Below are 11,255 nucleotides of genomic sequence, written 5' to 3' on the forward strand. Positions count from 1 at the left end.
TATTATATAAGCCTTGTAACAAGGCGCTATTACACATACTAAAAGTTAAAGAATAGGCAAAGATAAAGGGCTAAATTTTGAAAGTTGTATTTAATAAGATTAAGAATGAAAAATTCTAAATTATTTTTTATGCTAGAATATTGATGAAATATAGCGAATAATGTTAGGATAATGGTGTGAAATGTATGGAATCTTTCGTATTTTATCCAAGAAAGTGATTTTTTATTTACGCTTTCATAAAAAAATGTAATGAGATTCCGTATATCCTATCTTTTCAGAGTGAAAATGTTTAGATAAGGGAAACAACTTTTATTGATTTGTCAGAGCATAAGGGGGAGAGAGCATGATTACATTACAACGTACACCGTTATTTGATGTATACGCGAAGTATGGTGGGAAAACAATCGACTTCGGTGGTTGGGAGTTACCAGTTCAATTTTCAAGCATTAAAGAAGAACATGAAGCTGTACGTACAGCGGCAGGTTTGTTCGATGTGTCTCATATGGGAGAAGTTGAGGTAAAAGGTGTAGATAGTTTAGCATTTTTACAACGTGTTGTTACAAATGACGTATCTACCTTAAAGGTAGGAGGCGCACAATATACAGCTATGTGCTACGAAAATGGTGGTACAGTAGATGATTTATTAATCTACAAACGTGGTGAAGAAGACTATTTATTAGTTATCAACGCATCAAATATCGAGAAAGATTACGAATGGTTAGCTAGCCATGTAATTGGCGATACGACAGTAGTCAATGTTTCTAGTGAAGTTGCACAGCTTGCAATTCAAGGACCAAAAGCAGAAGGCATTTTACAAAAAGTTGTGTCAGAAGATTTGAAAGAAATTAAGTTCTTTAAATTTAAAAATGATATTCTTGTAGATGGAATTCCAGCACTTGTATCTCGTACAGGTTACACAGGTGAAGATGGATTCGAAATTTACTGTAAGAGTGAAGATGCTGCAAAGCTTTGGGAGAAGCTTCTTGAAGTTGGAGCCGAAGAAGGTTTAAAAGCATGTGGTTTAGGTGCTCGTGATACACTTCGCTTCGAAGCAACATTACCACTTTATGGTCAAGAATTATCAAAAGATATTACACCTATTGAAGCTGGAATTGGCTTTGCGGTAAAACCAAATAAAGAAGCAGACTTCTTTGGAAAAGCGACTTTAAAAGAGCAAAAAGAAAACGGTGCGCCTCGTAAGTTAGTCGGCATCGAAGTAATTGAACGTGGAATTCCTCGTACACATTACCCTGTATTTATTGGAGAAGAAAAAATCGGGGAAGTAACGAGTGGTACACAATCTCCAACGTTAAAGAAAAGCATTGGTTTAGCACTAATTGATGTAAAATACGCAGCAGTTGATACAGAAGTAGAAATTGAAATTCGTAATAAACGCGTCAAAGCAGTAGTTGTTCCAACACCATTTTATAAACGTTCAAAGTAACGGGGAGAGGGGTAGATTTCATGTTGCATCGTTATCTTCCAATGACAGAAGAAGACAAAAAAGAAATGTTACAAACGATCGGCGTTCAAACGATTGATGAGTTATTCTCTGATATTCCAGAGAGTGTCCGTTTTAAAGGGGATTTAAAAATTAAAGAGGCAAAATCAGAGCCAGAGCTTTTAAAAGAGCTATCTCAAATGGCTAGTAAAAATGCTAACTTAAAAGAATACGCTTCTTTCTTAGGAGCAGGCGTATACGATCATTACGCTCCAGTAATTGTAGATCATGTTATCTCTCGCTCAGAATTTTATACAGCTTACACGCCATACCAACCAGAAATTTCACAAGGGGAATTACAAGCAATCTTTGAATTCCAAACAATGATTTGTGAGTTAACAGGAATGGATGTAGCAAACTCTTCTATGTACGACGGTGGTACAGCTTTAGCTGAAGCGGCAATGCTAGCGGCTGGCCATACTCGCAAAAAGAAAATTCTTGTATCTAGTGCAGTGCACCCGGAATCAAGAGCAGTACTTGAAACGTATGCAAAAGGTCAACATCTTGAAGTTGTTGAAATTAATCATAAAGATGGTGTAACAGATTTAGACGTATTACAAAGTGAAGTAGATGATACAGTTGCTTGTGTAATCGTTCAATATCCAAACTTCTTCGGACAAGTTGAAAAATTAGCTGATATTGAAAAAATCGTTCATCAACAAAAATCATTATTTATCGTTTCTTCAAATCCATTATCATTAGGCGCATTAACACCACCAGGAAAATTTGGTGCTGATGTTGTAATCGGTGATGCACAACCATTTGGTATCCCAACGCAGTTCGGTGGACCACACTGTGGTTACTTTGCAACAACGAAAGCATTTATGCGTAAAATTCCAGGACGTCTTGTTGGGCAAACTGTAGATTCAGATGGTAAACGTGGGTTTGTATTAACGTTACAAGCACGTGAACAGCATATTCGTCGTGATAAAGCGACATCTAATATTTGTTCAAACCAAGCGTTAAATGCATTAGCAGCTTCTGTTGCAATGACAGCACTTGGAAAACAAGGTGTGAAAGAAATGGCACGTCAAAACATTTCTAAAGCACAATACGCAAAACGTCAATTCGAGGCGAAAGGCTTCACAGTAACATTTGCTGGACCATTCTTCAATGAGTTCGTTGTAGATTGCAAACGTCCAGTGAAAGAAGTAAACGATGTATTATTACAAAAGAATATTATCGGCGGTTACGATCTAGGCCGTGATTATAAAGAGCAAGAGAACCATATGCTTGTAGCAGTAACTGAGCTTCGTACAAAAGAGGAAATTGACACACTTGTAAATGAAATGGGGGCTATCCAATGAAGAACCAAGACCAAGCACTTATTTTTGAAGTGACTAAAGAAGGACGCGTAGGATATAGCTTACCCAAATTAGATGTAGAAGAAGTGAAACTAGAAGATGTATTTGAGAGCGATTATATTCGAGTAGAAGATGCAGAGCTACCGGAAGTATCTGAACTTGATATTATGCGCCACTATACAGCACTTTCAAACCGTAATCACGGCGTTGATTCTGGATTCTATCCACTTGGATCTTGTACGATGAAATATAATCCGAAAATCAATGAGAGTGTAGCTCGTTTCGCAGGATTTGCAAATATTCATCCACTTCAAGATGAAAAGACAGTACAAGGTGCAATGGAATTAATGTATGACTTACAAGAGCATTTAATCGAAATTACAGGTATGGATACTGTTACTTTACAACCAGCAGCTGGTGCACACGGAGAATGGACAGGCTTAATGTTAATTCGTGCATACCATGAAGCAAATGGTGACTTTAACCGTACGAAAGTAATTGTGCCTGACTCTGCTCACGGAACGAATCCAGCATCTGCAACTGTAGCTGGTTTTGAAACAATTACAGTAAAATCAAATGAAAATGGTCTTGTTGACTTAGAAGATTTAAAACGTGTTGTAAACGAAGAAACAGCAGCACTTATGTTAACAAATCCTAATACATTAGGTTTATTCGAAGAAAACATTTTAGAAATGGCAGAAATCGTCCATAACGCAGGTGGTAAATTATACTATGATGGTGCAAACTTAAATGCAGTATTAAGCCAAGCACGCCCAGGAGATATGGGATTTGACGTTGTGCATTTAAACCTTCATAAAACATTTACAGGTCCTCACGGCGGCGGTGGCCCAGGTTCTGGTCCAGTAGGTGTGAAAGCTGATTTAATTCCGTACTTACCAAAACCAATTTTAGAGAAAACGGAAAATGGCTATCACTTTAACTATGATCGTCCAGAAGCAATTGGGCGCGTAAAACCATTCTATGGTAACTTCGGAATTAACGTTCGTGCATACACATACATTCGTTCTATGGGTCCAGATGGACTACGTGCAGTAACGGAGTATGCGGTATTAAATGCGAACTATATGATGAGAAGATTAGCGCCATTCTATGATCTTCCATTCGATAGACATTGTAAGCATGAGTTTGTATTATCAGGTCGTCGTCAAAAGAAACTTGGTGTACGTACATTAGATATCGCAAAACGCCTGCTTGATTTCGGTTACCATCCACCAACAATTTACTTCCCATTAAATGTGGAAGAATGTATTATGATTGAGCCGACAGAAACAGAATCAAAAGAAACATTAGATGGTTTCATTGATAAGATGATTCAAATTGCTAAAGAAGTAGAAGAAAATCCAGAAGTTGTACAAGAAGCGCCGCATACAACGGTAATTAAACGTTTGGATGAAACATTGGCTGCTCGTAAACCAGTTTTACGTTATGAAAAGCTAGCTCCTGTACAAGTTTGATTAGAATAACAAGGGAAGAACTCGCTATGTGCGAGTTCTTTTTTTGTATGGAGAATTTGTCCCGCATTAACGGGCAGTAAAGCTCCCACCTCAAAACTCGACTGGTGCAAAGAAGTTAGGTGGGAGATAAACTGCCCGTAAATGTCCGATTGGTTCAACTAATAATCAGTGGGGATGAACAAAAACCCCCACTGATTAAAGTTTCACTTTATGCAGAAGTAGTGAAGAAAATGTTAAAATTTTATATTTTTTGTTTCATAATGTTGTAAAGAAGCGGTTTTATAGGTGATTTTGTTGAAAAAGTCGGTTTGATAAAAGTATTTATTTTTGTTAGAATTTTATTGAAATTAAGAAGATGTGATGAGGAAAAATTACTCATTTTTATGTATATGTGAAAAAACGAGCAAGCTGGGGGTGAAAATGTGGGATATCGGTGTTATAGAATGATATACCATTTAGAAAACGGAAAAACGATTAAAGATGTAAAAGAATTTTGTTACCGAGACCAAGGAAAAGTGCTAGAAAGAGTAGCGCATCGTGTAATGGATAATAGAGAAGTGACGGCAATTGATAAGCAAGGAACGATCATTTCAATAGCGTGTGAGGACATTGTAAAGGTGGAACTTGATTACATAACAGAAAGTTAACCTTGAGTCATATCGAATTATTCGATAAAATATACTGTTGAATGGTGAAGTGAGAAGAGAGGAGTTTATCATGGGTAGTACAAGACACTTTTATATGTTTATCTTAGCGTTTGTTCTTGTTGTGGCATTAACGATTTATTTAATTGTTGATAGCACTTGGTACAACACAGTTCATCCGGCGTTCCTTCTATTTATGTATGTAGGAATTGCGGTAGTGAGTTTCGGAATGAGAGATGAGATGTTAGATCGCTTTGAAAAGTGATACATATACGAAAGACCAACAGGAAAATGTTGGTCTTTTTTTCTTGCCAAAAATAGGATGTTGTGTATATGCTGTATATATAAGGTATACACAGTATATACACACACTGGAGGAAAACATGAATATTATTATTTCGAATTCTTCCCAAGAACCTATTTATGTGCAAATAAGAAAACAATTAAGCCAGCTTATTTTAAATGGTGGTTTAAAGGGTGGAGATCAATTACCGTCTATTCGTAGCTTAGCGAAGGAATTACAAATTAGTGTAATTACAACGAAGCGTGCGTACGAGGAGCTTGAAAAAGAAGGATATATAGAAACTGTTGCTGGGAAGGGGACTTATGTTTCACGTAAAAATAATGAACTACTAAAAGAACAGCGACTACGTCTATTGGAAAGTAAAGTGGAAGAGATTGTGAATGAAAGTAAAGCGTTGCAGCTGTCACTTGAAGATTTACAGCAGATGATTGCGTGTTTATATGAGGGGGAATAAGGAATGTTAGAGCTAAAAAACGTTTGTAAAAGCTATCAAGATTTTGCAGTGAAAAATATAAGTTTTACATTACCACGAGGATATATTATGGGATTTGTCGGACCGAATGGGGCCGGGAAAAGTACGACAATCAAAATGATTATGAATTTAATTAGAAAAGAGAGTGGCGATATAAAAATTTTTGGAAAGGACAATAAGAAAGCAGAGAAGGAAATAAAACAAAATATCGGCTTTGTATATGATGAAAATCATTATTACGAAGATTTAACGTGTGAACAAATGAAGCGTATTATTGCACCGTTATATAAAAAGTGGGACGAAGAGCAGTATCAATCGTATATGCATAGATTGCAAGTTTCGAAGTATAAAAAAATTAAAGAACTATCAAAAGGGATGAAAATGAAATTTGCGATTGCCATCGCGCTTTCGCATCACGCAGAGTTTATCATTATGGATGAACCGACAGCAGGATTAGATCCAGTTGTTCGAAGCGAATTGCTTGATATGTTGCAAGAAATTGTAATGGAAGATGAAGTATCTGTATTATTCTCAACGCACATTACAACAGACTTAGAGCGCATCGCAGATTATATTACGTTCATCAATGATGGAGAAATTATATTTACTGGTGAAAAAGAAGACTTAATGGAGAACTACGTAATCGTAAAAGGAAGTAATGATTTATTAGACCGAGAAGGAAAAGAACTATTTGTTGGATTACGAAAAAATAAATTTAGTTTCGAAGGTTTAGCGAAAGATAAACAAGCAATTATAGATTGGTTTGGGAATGAGGTTGTACTAGAAAAGCCTACATTAGATGATATTATCGTTTACACCGCGAAAGGAAGAGGTGCCTATGCGTCAGCTCATCTATAAAGATTTATTCTTTTTTCGGGTAACGTGGTTAGTGAATTTTGTTATGCCCCTTGTGTTATTTATGTTAGATCCAAGTGGTGAAGGGTTATTTCCGATGAGTTGTCTATTTATAACACTTTCTTCGGTTATGACGTTAATCTTTATGGATGAAAGGAATAAAAGTGACATTGTTATAAATAGTTTACCGGTAAGTCGAAAGGATATCGTCATTGCTAGATATATTTCCTGTGCAATATTTATTGTAGGTGGCATGCTCTCTACGATGTTAGTTGTTTTTCTTATAAGAGGCATTGTGGTCATTGGTGATATCGGTGCCTATCATCCTAATCTATACATTGAAATTCCATGGTATGAAGTAATAAATGGAGCTATTTACGCCTTGTTTTTTGTTGTGATACTTTTCCCTAGTTATTACGGTACAAAATCGAAGGTAGTAAGAAGTATAGTATCAGCAGCATCAATGGGAGTGGGTGTAATTTTTTGGATGTTTATTAGTGATGGGCTGAATGAAACAGCACCTTCATTCATTGAGTGGATTATGAATCCTATGCATATTGGTGTATTTATAGTTGGATTCATAACATTAGTTAGTATTTATATCGCTTCTATGTTTCTTACAATTAAAATTTATGAAACGCGTGATTTATAGAGAGGAGAATTCATATGCAACAGTTGATTTTGAAGGAGTTTTTCTTACAGAAGAAGATGTTTCCTTTTTATTTTTTAATCCCGATTTTATCTGTTTTTAAGAATTCCGTCGAACCAATGGGGATTGCAATAGCATTATTTATAACATGTAGTACGATTATATACATTTCTTTTTATTATGACGAGAAAAGTAAAGCGGAAAAAGTATTAGTGAGCTTGCCTATAACGAGAAAAGAGATAATTATAGCTAAATATATTTCAAGCATATTATTTATTATGGCTGGTTTGATTGCAACTTTTATAGTCGTAATATTAGGAAATATTTTATTGGATAGGGATATAGTTATGCCTGGATATGCAGTGTTTTCAGCGATAGTAGCAACTTTGATTTATTGTGTAGTAACGATACCGACTAATTACATTGGGGGATATAAAGCTATTACTGTCTTGAATGTGATTATGCTTTTTCCTTTAATGGGTATGATTGGTCTTATGTGCAATATTTTTGGTGATAAAATAATTATGTTAAAAGTACTTCACTCTCAAGAGGCTACACTAGCAATGGGTGTTCTTGGTATCGGAGTATTAGTGAGTATATTCATATCAATGTTCCTCTCAATGAAAATGTTTCAGGAGGCAGAGTTATAGAAGGGACATTTTCATATTAGGGGGTGTAATATATGATCAAGCAATTAGTTTTAAAAGATATGATGATGCAAAGAAAGTTAGGATTTATTGGTTTTATATGTTTGCTTTTCCTTACAATTATTGATTTCGGTAGCGACAATTTTCTTATGACGCTTAGTATAACTATACCTATCCTTGGAACAATATGGTCGACGAGTTATGAGGCTAGAAATAAGAGCGAAAAGATATTAAATAGTTTACCACTTCAACGTAAGGAAATTGTCATAGCAAAATACATATTTGTAAGTATTTTAGTTGTTTTAGGTGTGATTTTCTCACTTTTGATTGGTCTAATTCAGTTGCAAAATGAACATATAACTGGATTTATGCTGTGGGGAGCGATTCTTGGCGGGATAACGGGAGGATTGGTTTTATAGCATGATCGTACTTCCAATTGAATTTTCGGTAGAATATAGCAGTTCGAAGCAGGCTGCTTATTTTATGGGAATTATAGTTGGTGGATTAAGTGGAGTGATTGTAAGTAGTGTATGGTTAGATGTAGAGAATGCTTGGAGCACGAGTCTAGTCGTAAATATTTGTTTTATAGTAGGACTCATTCTTTTGTATGTTATGTCCATGTTTTTCTCAATTCATTTGTACAATGAACGTGATCTGTGAGAGGAGGAAAATAGCGTTGAAACAACTAATTTTAAAAGATTTCATCATTCAATGGAAGTTTTTAATTTGGTACATACTGTATCCTGTTTTCTTTTATATGGCCTTAACAGATACGGAAAATCTGTTCATAATTATGTCCGTAATTATTACAATTGGAGCAACAGTAAAAACATTTGAAGCAGATAGTAAAAATGAGAGTGAAGTCATAGTAAATAGTTTACCAATATTAAAAAAACAAATTGTGTATGCGAAATATATAGTAGCAATTATTATTCTTTTTATAAGTGTAACGGTCGGCTGTTTCACGATGGGAATGAAGAATGGGGTTAACCTATTTGAATTTATTGAAACGACAATGGTTGCTAGTATTAGCTGTATTTTAGTGTATTTAAGTTTGGTTTTACCGCTATCGTTTTGGCTAGGGTATAAGAAAACTATTGTTATTACGATAGTAATATTCATGGCACCAATTGTTGTTTTAGAAGCTTTGTTTCAAATCAATTTGGAACAAATTCAACTCTATAACAGCTTGTTATTCATTGGTTCAATTTGCATGTTCATAGCATCTGTCTTCGTTGCAGTGAAATTGTATGAGAAGAGAGAATTTTAAAAGGTGCCCTATAAAAGGCACCTTCTTCAATAACGACAATAGGAAAGTAAAAGTTTATAAACAGAGAGATTACTCGGTACAACATCTTTTGGAGTATGTAATATAAAGCTGAAAACGATAACGAGAATAAGAAAGAGGAAAAATAAAAATAGGATTTGCTTATGTATAGAATTTTGCATATTATTCACTCCTTTTTTAGGTAGTATGTCCAAAAGGAAGGAGTGTATGAAAAAAATTAGGAGGGAGAAGGATGAGCAAAAGAAAGTGGTTATATAGAATAGGGGTACTTTTCGTTTCAATCGGTCTCATATTAGCAAATTTTTATTCGGGTATACCATCGCTATTTCCTAATTTACATAAAGGGATTGGTATAAGTATTGTCATAGTTGGTCTTCTTTGTCTTATCTCATCAAATTTCTACAGAAAGTCTGAATGAATATAAAAAAGGACAGTTACTCTTTTTCAGAAGAACTGTCCTTTTTAAATAACTTATTCCAAATCTTGGCAATACTCCATATAATGACGATTGCAATGGAGGCAATAATGGACCAAACGATTGATATCATTTCAATTGTCATGTTAGGAAGGAATGTGAGAATGGATACTATTTTATGAAACAACCATTCTATTATATGAAAACTTATTTGTAATAGAATGACGATACCAAGTGTGATCCATGCTAACATTTGTTTTCCTTTTTCTTTCCACATGACATTCACCTCACGTTAGCTTAATAGTTTTAAGCCAACAGCACCGCATAGAATACAGCTTAAGAAGGCAAGACGACGCCAATCCGCTGATTCGCGGAAAATTAGAATGCCTAGAAGTGCACTACCGGCAGTTCCGATTCCAGTCCAAATCGCGTAAGCAGTTCCCATCGGTAATGTGTTCATCGCAAGAGATAAGAAGAAGAAGCTTACGCCGAAGTTAGCGATTAAAATAACTTTTGGTGCCCAGCCTTTCTTTTCAGTGGCTACTTTCATAAAGAGTACACCAATAATTTCACAAATACCAGCTAGAATTAAAAATACCCAAGCCATTTTATGCGACCTCCTTCGCTTCTTTTTCTTCTGTTACTCGTTTTAGACCAATTACGCCAAAGAAGATTAAACCAATTAGTAATACTTTTACAATAGAGAAAGGTTCTCCGAAGATGAAAATCTCTGTAAGAACGATTCCACCAGCTCCAATTCCTGTAAAGACTGCGTATACAGTACCGACAGGTAAATCTTTATAAGCTCTAAATAATAAGACGAAACTAATTGTAATTAATAGCGCAACACCAGCCCATTCAAGTGGTGCCTCCGCTTTTTTTAGTCCAATCACCCAAAAGATTTCAATAATACCAGCTATGATTACATAAATCCAAGCCATATGTCATTTCTCCTTCCTACCAGTCGTTAGGTAAAGGGCTTAAAAACGACGCATTGCAAAGGAGCAATCCGTCAGTTTGAAAGTCCGCGCCAAAATACTTTCCAAGAAGCGTCTAAACGAGTCTCAAAACGATTTAAACCTGCGTATAGTAGTTCAACCATAAGACCGTCCAGTAAGCATAGAAAAGCCTCCAAGGCGTCTTTTACTTCAATATTATGCAGCTCATCTTGTTCGCTTGCTCTTTTAAATACAGGGAATAATAGTTTTCCGACGTTTTCAATGTGCACATTTGCTTTATTAATAATTTGTTCGCGAAATGCATCGGGCGGAAAATAAGAAGTTCGTAACCAAAACATTGATTCTTCACTTTCACCAAATCGTTTTGCATAGCCCTTTAGTAATTGTAAGAGCAATTCTTCAGTAGACGAATTTGAAAATTTTTCGATATCGCCCGTGAAGCTTTGCAAATCTTTTTGAAGAGCGGATTCTAAGCATATAAAATATAGCTCTTCTTTTCCTTTAAAGTGTGCGTAAATTGATGGTTTTTTAATCCCAACTTCTTGAGCAATATTTGCTAATGAAGTTCCTTCGTAGCCGTAGCGTGCGAAATGAGAAAGTGCTACAGCTTTAATGCGGTTTGCTGTCATTTTCATCCCCTACCTACCGTTCGTTAGGTTAATTATATGCGAGTAAAAATATAAAGTCAATAGGTGAAGAGCTGAAAAAGAGCGCTATAGGTATGAAGTGACCCCTAAAAGTT

15 protein-coding genes and 1 pseudogene are annotated in these 11,255 nt (G+C 35.5%); 12 read left to right on the plus strand and 4 right to left on the minus strand.

What is annotated here, in order from left to right:
- Nucleotides 1-343 precede the first annotated feature (343 nt).
- The 12 genes and pseudogenes from gcvT to ACYVEC_RS26395 all read left to right on the plus strand — a co-directional run bounded on the left by gcvT (nucleotide 344) and on the right by ACYVEC_RS26395 (nucleotide 9,557).
- Nucleotides 344-1,444, plus strand: coding sequence for a glycine cleavage system aminomethyltransferase GcvT (gene gcvT, locus ACYVEC_RS26340; protein WP_063222968.1), 1,101 nt, complete (start codon nucleotides 344-346; stop codon nucleotides 1,442-1,444).
- A gap of 20 nt (nucleotides 1,445-1,464) precedes the next feature.
- The gene (gcvPA, locus tag ACYVEC_RS26345; RefSeq protein ID WP_063222969.1) at nucleotides 1,465-2,808 is read left to right on the plus strand and encodes an aminomethyl-transferring glycine dehydrogenase subunit 1; all 1,344 of its coding nucleotides are present in this window, start codon (nucleotides 1,465-1,467) and stop codon (nucleotides 2,806-2,808) included.
- Nucleotides 2,805-4,280: an aminomethyl-transferring glycine dehydrogenase subunit 2 gene (gene gcvPB, locus ACYVEC_RS26350; RefSeq protein ID WP_016086298.1), complete on the plus strand. Its 1,476-nt coding sequence runs from the start codon at nucleotides 2,805-2,807 to the stop codon at nucleotides 4,278-4,280. The genes gcvPA and gcvPB overlap by 4 nt, the downstream gene beginning before the upstream one ends.
- Before the next feature lie 443 nt (nucleotides 4,281-4,723).
- Nucleotides 4,724-4,927: a DUF3929 family protein gene (locus tag ACYVEC_RS26355; protein WP_000639160.1), complete on the plus strand. Its 204-nt coding sequence runs from the start codon at nucleotides 4,724-4,726 to the stop codon at nucleotides 4,925-4,927.
- Nucleotides 4,928-4,997: 70 nt separating this feature from the next.
- Nucleotides 4,998-5,189: a hypothetical protein gene (locus tag ACYVEC_RS26360; RefSeq protein WP_000535935.1), complete on the plus strand. Its 192-nt coding sequence runs from the start codon at nucleotides 4,998-5,000 to the stop codon at nucleotides 5,187-5,189.
- A 118-nt stretch (nucleotides 5,190-5,307) separates the two neighbouring features.
- Nucleotides 5,308-5,682 (plus strand): GntR family transcriptional regulator, encoded by a 375-nt coding sequence (locus tag ACYVEC_RS26365; protein ID WP_063222970.1) that lies wholly within the window; start codon nucleotides 5,308-5,310, stop codon nucleotides 5,680-5,682.
- Between the two features lie 3 nt (nucleotides 5,683-5,685).
- On the plus strand, nucleotides 5,686-6,558 hold the full coding sequence (locus ACYVEC_RS26370) for an ABC transporter ATP-binding protein (protein ID WP_098556107.1): 873 nt from the start codon (nucleotides 5,686-5,688) through the stop codon (nucleotides 6,556-6,558).
- A complete protein-coding gene (locus ACYVEC_RS26375) occupies nucleotides 6,539-7,207 on the plus strand; it encodes an ABC-2 transporter permease (protein WP_063222972.1) in 669 nt (222 codons plus the stop codon). The genes ACYVEC_RS26370 and ACYVEC_RS26375 overlap by 20 nt, the downstream gene beginning before the upstream one ends.
- A 14-nt stretch (nucleotides 7,208-7,221) precedes the next feature.
- Complete coding sequence (locus tag ACYVEC_RS26380) at nucleotides 7,222-7,854, plus strand: ABC-2 transporter permease (RefSeq protein ID WP_063222973.1); 633 nt, start codon at nucleotides 7,222-7,224, stop codon at nucleotides 7,852-7,854.
- A 32-nt stretch (nucleotides 7,855-7,886) separates the two neighbouring features.
- A pseudogene (locus ACYVEC_RS26385) lies at nucleotides 7,887-8,511 on the plus strand (ABC-2 transporter permease).
- Between the two features lie 16 nt (nucleotides 8,512-8,527).
- A complete protein-coding gene (locus ACYVEC_RS26390) occupies nucleotides 8,528-9,121 on the plus strand; it encodes an ABC-2 transporter permease (RefSeq protein WP_063222975.1) in 594 nt (197 codons plus the stop codon).
- 250 nt (nucleotides 9,122-9,371) lie between these two features.
- The gene (locus tag ACYVEC_RS26395) at nucleotides 9,372-9,557 is read left to right on the plus strand and encodes a hypothetical protein (protein WP_098556105.1); all 186 of its coding nucleotides are present in this window, start codon (nucleotides 9,372-9,374) and stop codon (nucleotides 9,555-9,557) included.
- Between the two features lie 16 nt (nucleotides 9,558-9,573).
- On the opposite strand, the gene ACYVEC_RS26400 is transcribed toward ACYVEC_RS26395, so the two are convergent.
- The 4 genes from ACYVEC_RS26400 to ACYVEC_RS26415 form a co-directional block, all read right to left on the minus strand.
- Nucleotides 9,574-9,831, minus strand: coding sequence for a DUF3975 family protein (locus ACYVEC_RS26400; protein ID WP_098556104.1), 258 nt, complete (start codon nucleotides 9,829-9,831; stop codon nucleotides 9,574-9,576).
- A gap of 15 nt (nucleotides 9,832-9,846) precedes the next feature.
- Nucleotides 9,847-10,161 carry a DMT family transporter gene (locus ACYVEC_RS26405; protein ID WP_000312623.1) on the minus strand — a complete coding sequence of 105 codons (315 nt, stop codon included), beginning with the start codon at nucleotides 10,159-10,161 and terminating at the stop codon, nucleotides 9,847-9,849.
- Between the two features lies 1 nt (nucleotide 10,162).
- Nucleotides 10,163-10,495 carry a DMT family transporter gene (locus tag ACYVEC_RS26410; RefSeq protein WP_063222978.1) on the minus strand — a complete coding sequence of 111 codons (333 nt, stop codon included), beginning with the start codon at nucleotides 10,493-10,495 and terminating at the stop codon, nucleotides 10,163-10,165.
- A 71-nt stretch (nucleotides 10,496-10,566) separates the two neighbouring features.
- The gene (locus tag ACYVEC_RS26415; protein ID WP_003267456.1) at nucleotides 10,567-11,148 is read right to left on the minus strand and encodes a TetR/AcrR family transcriptional regulator; all 582 of its coding nucleotides are present in this window, start codon (nucleotides 11,146-11,148) and stop codon (nucleotides 10,567-10,569) included.
- Nucleotides 11,149-11,255 lie beyond the last annotated feature (107 nt).

The organism is Bacillus sp. MN7755 (assembly GCF_054771475.1).

Bases quoted from the DNA above. Each gene is read 5' to 3' on its own strand.
- ACYVEC_RS26355 (WP_000639160.1), top strand. From the start codon at position 4,724: ATGATATACCATTTAGAAAACGGAAAAACGATTAAAGATGTAAAAGAA.
- ACYVEC_RS26370 (WP_098556107.1), top strand. From the start codon at position 5,686: ATGTTAGAGCTAAAAAACGTTTGTAAAAGCTATCAAGATTTTGCAGTG.
- ACYVEC_RS26410 (WP_063222978.1), bottom strand. From the start codon at position 10,495: ATGGCTTGGATTTATGTAATCATAGCTGGTATTATTGAAATCTTTTGG.
- gcvT (WP_063222968.1), top strand. From the start codon at position 344: ATGATTACATTACAACGTACACCGTTATTTGATGTATACGCGAAGTAT.
- gcvPA (WP_063222969.1), top strand. From the start codon at position 1,465: ATGTTGCATCGTTATCTTCCAATGACAGAAGAAGACAAAAAAGAAATG.
- ACYVEC_RS26360 (WP_000535935.1), top strand. From the start codon at position 4,998: ATGGGTAGTACAAGACACTTTTATATGTTTATCTTAGCGTTTGTTCTT.
- ACYVEC_RS26395 (WP_098556105.1), top strand. From the start codon at position 9,372: ATGAGCAAAAGAAAGTGGTTATATAGAATAGGGGTACTTTTCGTTTCA.
- ACYVEC_RS26375 (WP_063222972.1), top strand. From the start codon at position 6,539: ATGCGTCAGCTCATCTATAAAGATTTATTCTTTTTTCGGGTAACGTGG.
- ACYVEC_RS26415 (WP_003267456.1), bottom strand. From the start codon at position 11,148: ATGAAAATGACAGCAAACCGCATTAAAGCTGTAGCACTTTCTCATTTC.
- gcvPB (WP_016086298.1), top strand. From the start codon at position 2,805: ATGAAGAACCAAGACCAAGCACTTATTTTTGAAGTGACTAAAGAAGGA.
- ACYVEC_RS26365 (WP_063222970.1), top strand. From the start codon at position 5,308: ATGAATATTATTATTTCGAATTCTTCCCAAGAACCTATTTATGTGCAA.
- ACYVEC_RS26405 (WP_000312623.1), bottom strand. From the start codon at position 10,161: ATGGCTTGGGTATTTTTAATTCTAGCTGGTATTTGTGAAATTATTGGT.
- ACYVEC_RS26380 (WP_063222973.1), top strand. From the start codon at position 7,222: ATGCAACAGTTGATTTTGAAGGAGTTTTTCTTACAGAAGAAGATGTTT.
- ACYVEC_RS26400 (WP_098556104.1), bottom strand. From the start codon at position 9,831: ATGTGGAAAGAAAAAGGAAAACAAATGTTAGCATGGATCACACTTGGT.